Annotated in this window: 14 protein-coding genes and 1 tRNA gene; 2 read left to right on the forward strand and 13 right to left on the reverse strand. The window is 40.5% G+C overall.

Annotation, left to right across the window (positions count from 1 at the left end; genetic code table 11):
- Positions 1-36: 36 nt before the first annotated feature.
- The 4 genes from CRN97_RS05515 to CRN97_RS05530 form a co-directional block, all read right to left on the reverse strand.
- Positions 37-1317, reverse strand: coding sequence for an amidohydrolase family protein (locus CRN97_RS05515; protein WP_097076154.1), 1281 nt, complete (start codon positions 1315-1317; stop codon positions 37-39).
- A gap of 26 nt (positions 1318-1343) precedes the next feature.
- On the reverse strand, positions 1344-1610 hold the full coding sequence (locus CRN97_RS05520; RefSeq protein ID WP_044937250.1) for a dihydroxyacetone kinase: 267 nt from the start codon (positions 1608-1610) through the stop codon (positions 1344-1346).
- A gap of 106 nt (positions 1611-1716) precedes the next feature.
- On the reverse strand, positions 1717-2835 hold the full coding sequence (gene glgD, locus CRN97_RS05525) for a glucose-1-phosphate adenylyltransferase subunit GlgD (RefSeq protein WP_097076155.1): 1119 nt from the start codon (positions 2833-2835) through the stop codon (positions 1717-1719).
- A gap of 1 nt (position 2836) precedes the next feature.
- Entirely contained in the window at positions 2837-3976 is a 1140-nt protein-coding gene (locus CRN97_RS05530; RefSeq protein WP_097076156.1) for a glucose-1-phosphate adenylyltransferase, read from the reverse strand.
- A 271-nt stretch (positions 3977-4247) separates the two neighbouring features.
- On the opposite strand from CRN97_RS05530, the gene CRN97_RS05535 reads away from it, so the two are divergent.
- A tRNA-Glu gene (locus CRN97_RS05535) sits at positions 4248-4319 on the forward strand.
- A gap of 86 nt (positions 4320-4405) precedes the next feature.
- On the opposite strand, the gene xylB is transcribed toward CRN97_RS05535, so the two are convergent.
- The 7 genes from xylB to CRN97_RS05570 form a co-directional block, all read right to left on the reverse strand.
- A complete protein-coding gene (gene xylB / locus CRN97_RS05540; protein WP_097076157.1) occupies positions 4406-5863 on the reverse strand; it encodes a xylulokinase in 1458 nt (485 codons plus the stop codon).
- 172 nt (positions 5864-6035) lie between these two features.
- Positions 6036-7520, reverse strand: a complete 1485-nt coding sequence (locus tag CRN97_RS05545; protein WP_097076158.1) for an L-fucose/L-arabinose isomerase family protein — start codon at positions 7518-7520, stop codon at positions 6036-6038.
- Positions 7521-7664: 144 nt separating this feature from the next.
- Complete coding sequence (locus CRN97_RS05550; RefSeq protein ID WP_097076159.1) at positions 7665-8285, reverse strand: zinc ribbon domain-containing protein; 621 nt, start codon at positions 8283-8285, stop codon at positions 7665-7667.
- Between the two features lie 126 nt (positions 8286-8411).
- On the reverse strand, positions 8412-9386 hold the full coding sequence (locus tag CRN97_RS05555) for a ribonuclease H family protein (protein ID WP_097076160.1): 975 nt from the start codon (positions 9384-9386) through the stop codon (positions 8412-8414).
- Between the two features lie 2 nt (positions 9387-9388).
- Positions 9389-10219, reverse strand: a complete 831-nt coding sequence (locus CRN97_RS05560) for an AraC family transcriptional regulator (protein WP_033153513.1) — start codon at positions 10217-10219, stop codon at positions 9389-9391.
- Positions 10219-10977 (reverse strand): GNAT family N-acetyltransferase, encoded by a 759-nt coding sequence (locus CRN97_RS05565; protein WP_097076161.1) that lies wholly within the window; start codon positions 10975-10977, stop codon positions 10219-10221. Before CRN97_RS05565 ends, CRN97_RS05560 begins: the two co-directional genes overlap by 1 nt.
- A 10-nt stretch (positions 10978-10987) precedes the next feature.
- The gene (locus CRN97_RS05570) at positions 10988-12262 is read right to left on the reverse strand and encodes an Ig-like domain-containing protein (protein WP_097076162.1); all 1275 of its coding nucleotides are present in this window, start codon (positions 12260-12262) and stop codon (positions 10988-10990) included.
- Positions 12263-12452: 190 nt separating this feature from the next.
- Here CRN97_RS05570 and CRN97_RS05575 point away from each other — a divergent pair, with 190 nt between their 5' ends.
- Positions 12453-13157: a hypothetical protein gene (locus tag CRN97_RS05575; RefSeq protein ID WP_074788719.1), complete on the forward strand. Its 705-nt coding sequence runs from the start codon at positions 12453-12455 to the stop codon at positions 13155-13157.
- On the opposite strand, the gene CRN97_RS05580 is transcribed toward CRN97_RS05575, so the two are convergent.
- Positions 13154-13657: a shikimate kinase gene (locus tag CRN97_RS05580; RefSeq protein WP_097076163.1), complete on the reverse strand. Its 504-nt coding sequence runs from the start codon at positions 13655-13657 to the stop codon at positions 13154-13156. The genes CRN97_RS05575 and CRN97_RS05580 overlap by 4 nt on opposite strands.
- Before the next feature lie 34 nt (positions 13658-13691).
- On the reverse strand, positions 13692-15134 hold the full coding sequence (locus CRN97_RS05585; RefSeq protein ID WP_097076164.1) for a carbohydrate-binding domain-containing protein: 1443 nt from the start codon (positions 15132-15134) through the stop codon (positions 13692-13694).
- Positions 15135-15144: the final 10 nt, after the last annotated feature.

A 15144-nucleotide genomic window follows, 5' to 3' on the forward strand; every position in this document is an offset into this window, starting at 1 on the left:
CTTTTATTTAACACTTTTTTCAAGACTTTTTAGAAATTAACAATATACCTTTTTGCCTTTGACAAATTTATCCTTAATAATGGCATCGGCATCGTTGTAACACATTCTCTCAATACGCTCTCTGATGGACATATCTCTCATTGAATACATCTTGCTATCATCGATAACAACTGCATCGAATTCGTATCCATCCTTGAATGTACCAACCTTGCCAAAGTACTCTCCGCCACCTGCTGTAGCAAGATAGAAAACCTCTTCAAAAGAAAGTGGCTTAACATCTGTATCAACCAGGCGATAGTACATTTTAGATGCCTGCAATGTAATAAGCATTGTCTTAAGCATATTCATAGATGAACCGGCAGCCACGTCTGTACCAAGACCGACCTTGATGCCTGCATCCAAAAACTTTCTGATTGGAGCGATACCGCTTGTAAGGTTCATATTGGAATCGGCACAATGAGCAATGTAAGCACCATGCTTTTTAAGGATGCTCATTTCCTCCTCGCCTGAGTATACACAGTGTGCCATGATGGTAGGTAATTCAGCCGAACCCATAGTATCGAATAGCTCGTATGCATTTGCATAGGAAGTTGATTCAGGAACCAATTCCTTTACCCAAGCGACCTCTGACTGATTTTCAGAAAGATGAGACTGAATTCTCAAATCTCTTTCAGCAGAAAGCTTTCCCAAGCCTCTCATTAAATCATCTGAACATGATGGGATGAATCGAGGTGTAAGGATAGGCTTTGTGTTCTTATAGCGACCCTCGATGGCTTGAAGCCAATCTATAGTTGCCTGGAGGGATGCTTCGGCGCTTTCCTCCTGAAGACCTTCGCCACCGTTTCTATCCATATTTACCTTACCAACGTATGTGATCACACCAGTATCCTCTAGCTGATCCATGAGGTTGATAGTTGCTTCATTATGCATTGTTCCAAAAACAACAGCACGAGTTGTAAAGCAACGTCTTAAATCCTCTGCAAAATACCCATATGCCTTTTTAGCATATTCCATATCTGAGTACTTTGCTTCCTCTGGGAATGTGTAGGTGGTAAGCCACTCCAATAGCTCCTCATCCATACCAATTCCTCGGAATGTGTACTGAGGTGCATGAACATGCAAATCAGTCATGCCCGGGATGATTAAACGCTCGCCGTAATCATACAGCTGCAATCCCCTGTACTGCTCAGGGAGCTCTGTGAAGGCACCTTTGCAAATGCCATCCACACAAACAAGATAACCTCTATAATATGTAGTTATTCTCTTTTCTGATTCCGAGAAAGCAATGCCTCCTCGTAGTACAAAACTTTCGTTCATATAAATACCTAACAGGAAGATGCAGCCTAGCCCTGTAAACCTCTAGCCTGTCTATCCATATCCTCGACTACGATATCGTAAATCTCGCCAAGTGTTCTGCAGTACTCAAGAACCTTCCATGGCTCATTTGTATGATAGTGAATCTTGATAAGCTCCTCATCACCTACTGCAAGTAAGCTGTCGCCAACAAAATTCTCTGTGATGTAATCGTTGATTGCATCCTCATCAAGGTCCTCACCCTCGATAAGAAGCTGTGTGTCATATCTAAATTCAATTGTCTGTTCTGGTAACATATTTATTTCCTCCAAAATTATCTTTTCGAAAAACTACAGAAATACTTTACCACATCTATAAAAAAAAGGCGAGCCAGTCTGTTAGTTTAGACTGACTCGCTTTTAATTAAAGTTTATCATTACGTTTTACATATGTAGGGGTGACAGATTCTGATACAATCTTCTTGATTTTCTTCACCTCAACCCATTTATCCACTACCGCATTTTCGATATAAACTCCATCTCCAATATCAGCGTAGGAAAGAATAATTGAGTTTCTAACTACTGCCCCTTTTCCAATATGAACATTTCGTCCGATAATGGAATTTTCAACTGTACCTTCTATCAAGCCGGCATTACATACCATTGAATTGGTAACACTTGCTCCGTGGAAATATTGGGTTGGGCAAGCGTCTGTTGTCTTGGTGTAGAATGGCCAATCGCTTGTGAAAAAGTCCATTGCCGTTGCATATTCAAGCATCTCCATATTTGCCCTGTAGTAGTCATCCAAGCTTGTTATTGCTGCAAAGAATCCTTTGTGCTGGTAGCCTCTCACATCCAGTGTCTCGCACGCTAATGCAATCATGTCCGCAAGAGAATATGCTGATGATTCTTTCTTGGCCTTTTTAATCAAATCAACAAATATTTCTTTCGACATTACATAGGTGTCCATGCTGATAAGCTTTTCCTTAGCTGTACCCATGTTGCGTTCCAAAGACTGTACGCCCTTTTGCTTATTCAAGGTAACCACATTACATGCTCTGTAGTATTCCTTCGCCTGGTCTACCTTATGATAAAGCAGGGTAATATCTGTTCCAGATGCCACATGCTCGTCTAAAAGCTTTTGATAATCCTGTTTGTAAATCATGTAGCTAGGAGCCACGATTACATAGTCCTGAGGCATGCGCTCTATCTGCTCCAGGTTTTCCAGATAGGCATTAATATCTGTGTTGTAGATAGAACTGTGACCATTATTCTGTGTAAATAACAACTGGATGTTGCCTCGTTTTGAATTGATATTGTAGTGGCGTCCATCACCGATATGTTCAACAATGGAACGTGGTCTACTGTTCAAATATACGTGTATACGATTTATACCGCTATTGCTCATATTTGAGATAGGAAAATCGATAACTCGAAATCTTCCCAGAAATGAGAAAGCGCCAATTGGTCTGTAGTCATGAAGACCTTCTACTCTGATATAGTTTGCGGCGGAATTAATCACGCCAAATGCTTTGTTTGCCATATTAATCCTCCCCCTTTACATTTTTTGCAACAAGAAGGATTTCCTCGCTCTTCTTATTTCCTACTTTGGCGTTCTTTCCTATTCTAATGTTTTCAGCCACAAGAGCTCTTGTGACAGTGGCTCCTTCTTCAACAATAGCCCCCGGCATAAGCACTGAATCTATTACCTTTGCACCAGGTGCAATCTTCACATTTGAAAAGATAACTGACCTGGATACCTCTCCACCTATGTGAGCACCCTGGTTGATATATGCCCCATCGATTTTTGCCGAAGAAGCAATGTACTGTGGAATGATTCCTGTATCTTCTGTGTAAATCTTCCATGATGTATCATCCAGATTAAGCTCATTGTCGCTATCCAGAAGATCCATATTGGCTTCCCAAAGGGAATCAATAGTTCCAACATCCTTCCAATAACCTGAGAACTCATAGGCATAAAGCTTTTTATCTCCATTTAACATTACCGGAATAATGTCCTTACCAAAATCATGGCTTGAGTCAGGATTCTTCATATCCTCTATCAGAAGCTTTCTCATAGTTTTCCATGTGAAGATATAAATACCCATAGACGCCAGATTGCTCTTTGGTTTCTCTGGCTTTTCCTCAAACTCGATGATTCTTCGGTTGTCATCTGTGTTCATGATGCCAAATCGACTTGCCTCTTTCATTGGCACACCACGAACAGCTATTGTAGCATCTGCCCCCATTTCCTTATGGAAAGAAAGCATCTTATCATAATTCATTTTATAAATATGATCCCCAGATAGTACCAAAATGTACTCTGGATCATAAGCATCGATAAAATCGATATTCTGAGATATGGCATCTGCAGTACCTCTATAAACATCAAGGCCACAGTCTGCCTTCTCTCTAGGTGTAAGGACAAAAACACCACTATCCTTTGTGTCCAATCCCCATCTTCCACCTGCCGCAACATAACTATTTAGCAAAACAGATTCATACTGTGTCAAAACACCTACGATATCAATTCCACTATTAGCACAGTTACTAAGTGGGAAATCGATAATACGATATTTTCCACCGTAAGCAACGGCTGGTTTAGCAACTTTCTTGGTTAACTCATGCAGACGGCTACCACGACCACCTGCTAGAATCATAGCTAGCATACTTGTCTGAGCCATATTATCCCCCCTAACTTTCTTCTTTTATCTCCTTCTGTAAATAAACAACACACTTTATTTATAGATAATATTTTAATAGTTTTGCACAAACAAGGCAATGTTTTGAGCATTTTTTTATGCATTTTTCTGACACTTGTTGGGCGCAACATAATCAAAATATTGTTCTGTATTGTCTTAATTTTCGAATAATTCTGAATTTAAAAAAATTGTGGGTTTTCTCTTGACTTAGGGGCTGGGCCATAGTATTATATGTCTTGTCGTTAGGACATATGGTTCCTTGGTCAAGCGGTTAAGACGTCGCCCTCTCACGGCGAAAACAGCGGTTCGATTCCGCTAGGAACTGCTAAGAGCATCGCAAATGCGATGCTCTTTTTTGTTATATGTCAATATAAATAAAAAGCGCTAGCTCCTATGCTAGCGCCTTATTTATTAGAATAAACTCTTTACTGTAGGATAAAGCTTCTTGAATTCCTGATATCTCTCTTCGTATTTACGAATTAATTCTGGATCAGGCTCTACTGTTGTCTTTACCTTTACAAGCTTATCACAAGCCTCTTCTACAGTAGCGTACTCGCCGCATCCTACTGCTGCAAGGATTGCGCCACCAAGTCCTGGGCCTTCCTCATTCTCCAAAATATCAAGCTTCAGATTCATAACTGATGCAATAATCTGCTGCCATAATGGAGACTTTGCACCGCCACCGCAAATCTTGCTTCGCTCAATAATGATACCCTGGCTGCGTGCAACCTCAAGTGAATCACGAAGGCCAAAAGCTACGCCTTCAAGAACAGCCTGTGTCATATCCTCACGTGTTGTATCCATAGACATGCCGATGAACATAGCACGTGCATCTGGATTGTTGTGAGGGCTACGCTCTCCCATAAGGTATGGAAGATAGAATACACGATTCTCCCCAAGGTTCTTGATACCAGCCTGCTCTGCTGGATAATCCTTTGTCTTGAGGATTTCATCCATCCACCACTTATTGCAAGATGCTGCTGAAAGCATACAGCCCATAAGATGATATCCACCATCTGCATGATCAAATGAGTGAAGTGCATTTGCTGGGTCTACTGTAAAGTTCTTGCTTGAGATAAAGATTGTTCCAGAAGTACCAATTGAAAGATTGCACTTGCCCTCTCCAACTGTACCTGTACCAACAGCAGCGGCAGCGTTGTCACCAGCACCTGCGATAATCTTTACATCATTTGTAAAGCCAAGCTCTGCTGCAACCTCTGGCTTAATTGTGCCAACTACTTCATAGCTCTCATAAAGCTTAGGAAGCTGAGACTCAGAAACATGGCAAATATCCATCATTTCCTTGCTCCAGCATCTATTCTTAACATCAAGTAAAAGCATACCACTGGCATCAGAATAATCTGTGCAGAAGCTTCCAGAAAGCTTGTATGCCAAGTAATCCTTTGGAAGCATAATCTTTGCTACCTTAGCCCAAAGGTCTGGCTCATTTTCCTGCATCCAAAGAATCTTTGGAGCTGTAAATCCAGCAAAAGCAATATTTGCTGTGTAGGCAGAAAGCTTATCTTTTCCAATTACATTGTTGAGATATTCTGTCTCTTTTCCTGTACGTCCGTCATTCCAAAGAATTGCAGGACGAATAACATTGTCATCTGCATCAAGTGTTACAAGACCATGCATCTGACCACCAAAAGAAATACCAGCAACCTTTGTCTTATCAACCTCTGCTGTAAGTTCCTTCAAGCCAGCCATAGACTGAGCCCACCAATCCTCTGGCTTCTGCTCAGACCAACCTGGATGTGGGAAGCTAAGGTCATATTCCTTTGAAACTATTTTTGCAATCGCGCCATCCCCTGACATCAGGAGTAGCTTAACTGCAGATGTTCCTAAATCTACACCTATATAATACATAACTATAATCTCCTTATAAAATAAAATAGTGACTGACTCATAACCTTGGCAAGCGCGAGCAGGGAAGTATCATGCCGGGGAAGGAGGGTGCCCCTTTAGGGGAGTTTCCTTGCCCGAGTATGAGGGGTGCCCTGCGGGAGCACGAAAGACTAAAAGTCAGTCACTGCTTATATTATCTGAATGGATTCTCTGTTGGGTAACGTACGCCTGCTGGCTGGTTGTATCCGATTTCATCTACCTCTACTCCGATGTACTTGAATACTTCGTAGAGAGCCTTTCCATAGTGACCGAATGCAACTGCTCCGTGATGTGGGAATCCCTTTTCGATTAACCAGTGACGATAGAAGCGTCCCATTTCTGGAATAGCAAATACACCGATTGAACCGAATGACTTAGTACGTACATCAAGAACCTCGCCCTGTGCGATGTAAGCACGAAGGATGTTGTCTGCTGTAGACTGAAGTCTGTAGAATGTGATTTCACCTGGAGCGATGTCGCCTTCAAGTGTTCCGTTTGTAACTTCCTCTGGAAGTGTACGAGCCATAATCTTCTGGTTTCTCATCTCACAGAATGCAAGCTTCTTAGAGCATGTATTTCCGCAGTGGAATCCCATGAATGTATCCTGAAGTGTGTAGTTTGTCTTACCCTTGATTTCCTCGTTGTACATATCCTTTGGTACTGAGTTGTTGATATCAAGAAGTGTAACAATGTCTTCTGAAACAACTGTACCGATGAACTCTGAAAGACATCCATAGATATCAACTTCGCAAGATACAGGAATGCCTTCACCTGTTAATCTAGAGTTTACATAGCAAGGAACGAAACCAAACTGTGTCTGGAATGCAGGCCAGCACTTGCCAGCGATTGCTACGTATTTACGATATCCCTTGTGATCTCTTACCCAATCCTTAAGTGTAAGCTCGTACTGAGCAAGCTTTGCAAGAACCTCTGGCTTCTTGTTTCCAGCGCCAAGTTCTTTTTCCATATCTGCAACAACCTCTGGAATACGGCTGTCACCTTCATGCTTATTGAATGCTTCGAAAAGATCAAGCTCTGAGTTCTCCTCGATTTCAACACCAAGGTTGTAAAGCTGCTTGATTGGTGCATTACAAGCAAGGAAGTTAAGTGGACGTGGTCCAAAGCTGATAATCTTAAGATCTGAAAGTGCGATTACAGCACGAGCGATTGGCTCGAACTCATGAATCATATCAGCGCAATCCTCAGCATCACCTACTGGATACTCTGGGATATAAGCCTTGATGTTACGAAGCTGTAAGTTGTAGCTAGCGTTGAGCATACCGCAGTAAGCATCGCCTCTACCATCAAGAAGGCTGTTGCCTGACTCTTCTGCTGCTGCAATAAACATCTTTGGTCCTTCAAAGTGCTTTGCAAGAAGTGTCTCTGAAATCTCAGGACCGAAGTTTCCAAGATATACGCAAAGTGCGTTACATCCTGCTTTCTTAATATCCTCGAGAGCCTGTACCATGTGGATTTCGCTCTCTACTATACAAACTGGACACTCATAGATGTGATCTGCACCGTACTTCTTTGTATAAGCTTCAATAAGTGCCTTTCTTCTGTTTACTGATAAGCTTTCTGGGAAGCAGTCACGAGAAACTGCTACTACACCAATTTTTACATTTGGCATGTTGTTCATTGTAATTACCCTCCTTTAATAACGCGGCTCCTTTTACATAAAAATAAAGCCCCCAAAACGTTTTCGATAATCAAATGATATCAAACAAAACATTTTGGAGACTTTTAAATCTTTACTATGTGATGTCAATTTTTTGACATTTATTTAGTTAACATATACATCGCGTCTGTTGTTGAAGTATGTACGGTTTACAAAAGTCATAACGATAGAAACAATAACTGATGAAACAACTGATGCATCCCCAGCAAATGAAGAAAGGATGATTGAACCTGCAACAACATAAACAAGTGAAAGAACTACCTGTGCAGAATATACTAAACAAACCAATAATCCTGTCTGCTTCTTGCACTTAATGATAGATAAAGCTGCAAATACATTCAAAGCAACTGTACCAAGTAAGCAAACACCATAAAGAATGTTTAACACCTGAAGTCCTGGGAAGTAATCATAAATAAAACTAGCATCGCCATTGTAAATCAAACCAGTGATAAATGAAATACCTGAACCAAGATTTACAAGTGCGCCTGCCCACAAAGCAAAGTATCCAAGGAAGTGTGCCCATTTCAAACCAAGGACTGGCTGTGGTGTGTAATACTGTGTTGAACCATCAAACTGTGGTGCTGGATTAACTGGAGCGCTAGCCTGTGCTGCACTAGCCTCTGCCTGTGTCTGAGCTGTATCATTTGCCTGAGCTACAGGATTACCGCAGTTTGGACAAAATAATGTACCTTCTTCTAACTGTGTACCGCATGAACTACAAAACATATCATTTTCCCTCTTTTCTTTTATTTTAGATCTGAATTCGCCCTTCAAATCTATCTGCTGAAATTATAATATACTATATTGAAATAAATATCAATACCCAACTTTAAAAGTATTTAAAAAATACCATTAATTCCTATAATCCGCTAATCTATCAGAAACTCCATTCAGGAATTCTGCCATTTCAAAGGATACTTTTGGTATATCCTGAGATTCGTAAACAGCCTTTCCTTTAGTAGCTTTTGCCTTATCTTTGTAGGCTGCATGCTCTGATGGCACATAAAGGAAGTTGATTTCCATGCCCTGCTTCAAGTATTGAAGACTGGCATTAATAAATATCTGAAGCATGTAGTCATCCATCTTATGGATTTTCTTGAAAGCTCCAGAGAAATATTTAGCTGGAAGATTGTTATCCTGATAAATGTGGATTTGTTTCAATCCCAGACGAGCTGCTATATACATAGCAAACAATGCAGCAAGCTCCTCTCCTGCCACATTTGATGCTCTAAACAGCCAGTCAAAGTCTGTACCTCTTTCAAGGGCATATCTGTATAAGCTGAATTTAGAATCCTCAGCATTATAGAAAACTACGCCAAAGAGAATTCTAGTGCTTTCGAAATTGGCGCCCACTTTATCGCCACCACCATCTACGAAGGCAATATTTACATCCGATGAAACACTGTTAAAATCACATCCATAGCGGGACATCAAAGTCTTTACATCCTCATTTGCGCTAATATCATCAATAGAAACTGGCGATGCAAATGCAGTCTTGAAGGCTTTTGTAATAAGTGCCACCTTGTCAATGCACTGCTCCTTAATCTGGGAATCCAGAATGCTGTATTTGCCGCCATCCTCTACAGTTACCTTTTGAAGATTCTGGAAAGCATCAGCTGCAGTCACAATATCATTTTTTACAGCTGCAGATTTAGACGCTCCACCACTAACAGAATCCCCCTTCATAAAGGCCTCCGCCTCTGCCATAGATGTAAAGCCCTTAAATACAGGCCCCTTGAAGCCATCAACTTGCGCCTTAGCCTCATCCCATGTGTGATATATTCCAGGCTTTCTACCTACTCTGACTGCATATACTTTCTTTGCCATTATTATTCATTACTCCTTCTGTACTCACTTGGGAGTACTCCGTATTTATCTCTGAATGCATTTGAAAATGCCTTTGAATTTGGGAATCCATTTCCCAGAGCAATATCTACAATCTGGCCATTTGTCTCTTCCAATTCCCGGACTGCATGCTCCAAACGGATGCCAAGCAGATAATCCTTAAAATTGATTCCGGCATGCTTCTGGAACATTCTGGAAAGATATGATGGAGAATAATTAAACTGCTCCGCCATAGATTCCAAAGAAATGCTTTCCGCATAATGGTCCTTCATGTATCTTGTGATATTAGAAAGCTTTTTCAATTGCTTACTGTTTTTAAGTATCTCTTCGTTAACATTAAACTTTCGATATTTTGTAACCAAAATATAAAGAAGCTCATAGTATAAGCTAAGAACCTGAAGCTTGTTTGCTTCCTCTCCATTTGTATAAATAAGATACATCTCCTGCAAAAGCGTAAACACACGATGGTCTGTTTCTCTGTCTCCATGTGAAAACCAGATAAACTGCTCATCTGTAAAATACTCCGCAAATGTATCCTGTGGAATCTGTAATACCACAGTTTTATTAACATCTGGAGCTGCTATACTATGAACCTCGTTGCTATTAACTATAACAAACTCGCCACCGTTAAGAGGAAAACGCTTTTCTTGGAGAGTAAATTCCAATCTGCCCTCCCATACAGCGAAAATCTCGATTGAACGGTGCCAGTGTTTTTCCCTTACATAATTTCCATTCTGACCTTCAAAAGCAAAAAGCTTGAATGGAAGCCCCTCATCAGTCACTACTACTTCATGCTGATAATTCTTTAAATCCATTACAAAATCTCCCTAAAATACCTACAATCTCCATCAGTTTCGTATCCCACAATAACGAAACCGAGTTTTTCTAATAAATGTCTGCTGGCTAAATTTTCCGGATCACATCTAGCAATCAAGCTTGTGAGCCCATATTCATCCCTAGCCAGTTCCATTATCTTTGAGCAAACCTCATAGGCCAGTCCCTGCTTCCATCTGCTGGATGCAATAGCAAAGCCCATTTCCGCCTGGTTTTCTCTATCGCAGGTTTCCCGCACTTCTAAACCTGCTCTACCTATTAATTTACCTGTGAATCTATCGAAAATCAACCACATTCCAAAACCATACAGCTTGTAAATATATTCTATATAATTTTCCTCGTACTGCTTTTCTTCATCGTATTCAAAAAGCGGTTCCATATAGTCGGTCATATGTGGTTCAGAATACAATTCAAAGAGGTCGTCAAGGTCATCCATGCCAAACTCTCTGATGAAGCATCGATTCGTATATGCGATATCCCATGGTATACCAGCGCATCGTCTGTAGATGTTTTCAAAATCGTCGTCTTCTATTTCATCCACATCAATCAGTACCTGGGAGCAGTGGATAGGCTGTGCCCCCTCATCTTCGTATGCCGCCACCGGTATGTGCCTGACTGTGCACTCATCAACAACAGCCTGGCTATTAGTCAGCACCAAAGTGCCAGGCTCATAGTCAGGCTGTAAATCTGTTAAATCGTTTATTATTATTTTTCTTTTAAGGAATCTTTCCTGTGTCACACCTCTACTCCTAGGTCACATCAATACGGCATGTCATGGTATAAGTTTTGCCATTTGATTTCTTCATTCTTACAGTCAATGTTCCAGTTCCTTTTGCAACCGATGTAATCAGTCCATTGGAATCAACAGTGAACACACTGGCATCTGAAGATTTATAAGTAATATTATACTTCTTATCTGTACTATTTAAGTAATCAAGGTCAATTGCAACCTGAGCAGTGCTGCCATTGCTCATAGAATATGCTGCATCATCTGGCAAAGTAATATTTCCTATATTGGTACCATTATTGGCATATTTCTTTGACGAAGTAGCCTTTGCTGTAGATGTGGATGTCGATGCGCTACTAGAGCTATTTGCTGCACTTGTCTGGTTCGATGATGTATTATTGCTTGTAGTATTATTTGATGTTTCTTTTTTAGCCGAGTCTGTTGTAGATTTATTTGTCGACTGGTTATCAGAAGTAACAATAGTATCGCTAGAAGATGTATCTGTATTTCCTTCTGCTTCCGCAGCCTTTTCCTCGTCAGTCTTACCAAGCTTTACGTACATAGCTGGTCTAATTCCATCACCTAAATAGTAATATTTTCTTTCAATAAGCTTCTTTGAGTCGCTGACAAACAATCCCTGAGCTGGATCATCATAAGCATTTGTTCTGAGAGGCCATGTGTTGTTGCTCTCATATTTCATAGTCTCCTTGTACTCTGTATACTCATCAGAAGAAAGGAAGAATATGTAATCAGAAGTTGTACTCTGATTATTGTAAATATTCATATTAAGCGAGTTCTTTACATTTCCTGCAAGGTAGTATGCATCCAAAGTAGTGTCGTGATAAAAATTCATAAGACTTGCCTGAGCAGCTTCTTCTGTAAGAGAAGTCTTTTGAATAGTAGCTTTTTCAGCATCTGTAAAGCACTGATCATAGAAAATCTGATTTAACCAGCCTCTCCAGTAGTTGTCTTCCCATCTAACATATCCAGCACTTGTCTTAGAATCGTTATACATCTTGTTAATAGAATCTCTATATGCAATAACTGAGTTTGAATGAAGAGTCTTTCTTGAGACAATCAATGCAACCTTTGTAGTATCGTCGTATTTGAGGATAGTCCAGTTAATTATGTGCCCATCTAGGGTTCCAAAAGCTATATCATCGCCATCCGCATATGTGCTTGATGACTTCTTTTTAGCAGCGTCTGCCTGCAATGACAAACCAAGAACCGCCACCCCCATAAATACGGCTAGCGAAAATGCCAATATTTTCTTTGAAACGTTGATTGCTCTTCTCATATATTTAATCTCCTAACGCAGAATTTTGTGCATAATTCCCTTTATAGTTTTATAGTAATATCGGCCTTTTTCAAAGTCAAATAAATATTGTAAAATTAACAAATTTATCATCTTTGATAATTGTAAATTTCAATTTCAGTTGCTATACTATCCTTCTGTATAAAGTTATATCGAGTTTTAAGGAGACATAATGACAAAGAAAGAAATGTTTAAAATGTTGCACGATGAAGAACCTGTTCTTCGTGCAGAAATCACTGCATTGTACTCAGTTTTAGATCACAAGCTGGGGCTCCACGGTGCAGAAGTTCCAATCACATTTGGAATGGACGAAAAGGCCCTTGGTTCTTATCTTCCACCTTCATATGATGATGAAGAACAATTCCAGTTTTCACTATTTTTCATCGGCTTCTGCTTAAATGAGCAGCTTTCAAAGTCCGATCGAATCAATTTATATAAGCATGAATATGCACACTACATGACACGTCACATCAGCATCCCAAGCGAATACACATGGCAGCCAGGAGTTCACGGCAGCGCATGGAAATACTGCTGCAGCCTTATCGGCGCCATCCCTGCAGATTACTACGTAGAAGGCCAGAGCCTTAAAAAGGTAGACTATGATTCAGTTTTAAAGCGCCCTACAGTAGACCACAAGCAGGTTCAGATGCTTGATACTTATCGCACACAGCGCGCTTACAAAAATATGGAAAATTCGAAAATACGATATGAAGTAGGCGATGTTGTTTCTCATCCAAAATTTGGAGAGGGAACAGTCAAAGAAATTGAAAAGCAGCCATCATCTGTGAGACTTCACATAGCCTTCGGAGACGAAGTAAAGATTATCGACCAGAAGTGGCTTGTAAAAACTGGCTACAAAAAAGTTTCGGAAACCTAGGTTTCCGAAACTTTTTTCATAACCGCATCAAGTGTTTCCTCGAGGCCGAGGCCGCCCTCATCTACGGTCACATCTGCATATTTTTCATAAAGGGGAATTCTTTCGTCGTAAAGAGACTTAAGATTCTGACCATCTTTTAGCACAACCCCACGGCCCTTTAGGCTGCCGAGGCGACTATCAAGTGTTTCATAATCAAGCTTAAGATAAACTACAGTTCCAATTTCCTTTAGGTGCTCCATTGCCTCTGCACCATAGATAACACTACCACCAGTTGCAATGACTGTTTTTGCGGATGAAATGCTGGCATTCACATCGTTTTCTATTTTAAGAAAACCTTCCACACCCTCTTCAGCAATAATCTCCTTAAGCAAACGCTTTTCACGCTTCTGGATAAGTAAATCCGCATCTACGAATTCAAATCCCAGTTCCTTTGCCAATACAACACCCAAAGTACTTTTGCCAACACCTGGCATACCAATTAGAACTACGTTTTCTTTCATTTTAATTATGTCTCCTAATCATTCACTATAAATGTTAGGGGTATTGTACACGATTTCCTTTTCCAAATCCACCCATTTGGCCCATGCCACCCATTTGGCCCATGCCACCTGCTGTGGCCTCTCCTGCAGTAGTTACCACATCTTCAAGTGTAACTGTCTCGGATTCATCACCTACGCAGATTGTATAAGTTTCACCTACAGTTAAATCCGGACTACTAATATTAATTGAAGAGAAGCTATATGGAACTTCCCATGAAATAATTTCATTTCCATCTGCATCTACAACCGAAACTGTAGTTCCAGCTTCCATAGAAGCGCTAGTTGTGTAAAGTATAGATGCCTGTGTGGATGTACTATCAAAGGATTCTGCCATACCGCTACTTCCAGCAGCAATAATTGTTCCTCCTGTGATTACTGCAACACCACCATTTTCACTTGCGTAGTCAATCGCGTTATTCATTCCGCCATCAGTTAGACTTACAAAGATCGTACCACCTGATATACGAATATCACCGTTAGAATCAATGCCATCTGCGTCATTACCACCTTCATTAAATATTCTTAGTGTTCCACCACTTATACTAATGTATGTTTCTTCATCTTCTGTCGAACCTCCATTAGCATTTATGCCATCATCTGTTGAATAGATAGTGATATCTCCATCTTCTATTTCAACATTGACTGCTTCAATTCCTTCATAGGAATTGCTTATGAGAATTGCGCCTCCGCCAATGTATACACTGGTATCGCAAGTGATGCCGTCATCTTCAACATCAATAGTAATATCTGCATCTGTTATATTCAGAGCATCATTTGCTTTCAAGCCATCACCAGGAGCTGTCACGGTGATTGTTCCACCAGTAATAATCAAATCATCCTTTGAAACAATGCCATGTGAATAGCCGGTTGTAACAGTCAAGCTACCACTTCCATTTATAGTCAAATCATCGTGGGAGAAAATCGCTCCATCTCTATCATCTTCAACTGCTTCTTCGGAATACTCGCTACCTGTCTCAATTGTGTTTTCAGAGCCTTCTGCCAAAGTTAAAAATACCTTATCTGCCTGCTCTACGATAATTCCTGCATCATCTTCGCAGTAAATATCTACCCCATCAAGCATGATCCATACCTTTGAGTAGTCTTCAGCAGCAACAACAATACTTCCATCTGTAAGCTCTCCGCTTACCACGTAATAACCCGACTGTGCAATATACACACTGCCATCATTTACATAAGCTCCTGACCCCGAAACAGTTATGTCGTCTCCTTCTAATGTAATAATTGTCGCCTCGGAGGTATTCCAGTCCCCATCCATGTCATTGGTTGTAAAATATGACGATGTGGTGGTTGTTTCTGAATCCTCATCAACCACCACTGTAAGTCCAAGCTTCTCACCGTTCATAAACAACACTGTAAGGATGATGGCCAGTATCAAGACCACTACGCAGATGATGTCAATTCTTTTATTAGTTGACATAATCTGTCCT

The organism is Pseudobutyrivibrio ruminis DSM 9787 (genome assembly GCF_900218035.1).
In the GTDB taxonomy this organism is placed as follows: Bacteria; Bacillota; Clostridia; order Lachnospirales; family Lachnospiraceae; genus Pseudobutyrivibrio; species Pseudobutyrivibrio ruminis.

Excerpts from the sequence above, each read along its gene's own strand:
- CRN97_RS05515 (WP_097076154.1), bottom strand. The coding sequence starts at position 1,317 with ATGAACGAAAGTTTTGTACTACGAGGAGGCATTGCTTTCTCGGAATCA.
- CRN97_RS05520 (WP_044937250.1), bottom strand. The coding sequence starts at position 1,610 with ATGTTACCAGAACAGACAATTGAATTTAGATATGACACACAGCTTCTT.
- glgD (WP_097076155.1), bottom strand. The coding sequence starts at position 2,835 with ATGGCAAACAAAGCATTTGGCGTGATTAATTCCGCCGCAAACTATATC.
- CRN97_RS05530 (WP_097076156.1), bottom strand. The coding sequence starts at position 3,976 with ATGGCTCAGACAAGTATGCTAGCTATGATTCTAGCAGGTGGTCGTGGT.
- xylB (WP_097076157.1), bottom strand. The coding sequence starts at position 5,863 with ATGTATTATATAGGTGTAGATTTAGGAACATCTGCAGTTAAGCTACTC.
- CRN97_RS05545 (WP_097076158.1), bottom strand. The coding sequence starts at position 7,520 with ATGAACAACATGCCAAATGTAAAAATTGGTGTAGTAGCAGTTTCTCGT.
- CRN97_RS05550 (WP_097076159.1), bottom strand. The coding sequence starts at position 8,285 with ATGTTTTGTAGTTCATGCGGTACACAGTTAGAAGAAGGTACATTATTT.
- CRN97_RS05555 (WP_097076160.1), bottom strand. The coding sequence starts at position 9,386 with ATGGCAAAGAAAGTATATGCAGTCAGAGTAGGTAGAAAGCCTGGAATA.
- CRN97_RS05560 (WP_033153513.1), bottom strand. The coding sequence starts at position 10,219 with ATGGATTTAAAGAATTATCAGCATGAAGTAGTAGTGACTGATGAGGGG.
- CRN97_RS05570 (WP_097076162.1), bottom strand. The coding sequence starts at position 12,262 with ATGAGAAGAGCAATCAACGTTTCAAAGAAAATATTGGCATTTTCGCTA.
- CRN97_RS05575 (WP_074788719.1), top strand. The coding sequence starts at position 12,453 with ATGACAAAGAAAGAAATGTTTAAAATGTTGCACGATGAAGAACCTGTT.
- CRN97_RS05580 (WP_097076163.1), bottom strand. The coding sequence starts at position 13,657 with ATGAAAGAAAACGTAGTTCTAATTGGTATGCCAGGTGTTGGCAAAAGT.
- CRN97_RS05585 (WP_097076164.1), bottom strand. The coding sequence starts at position 15,134 with ATGTCAACTAATAAAAGAATTGACATCATCTGCGTAGTGGTCTTGATA.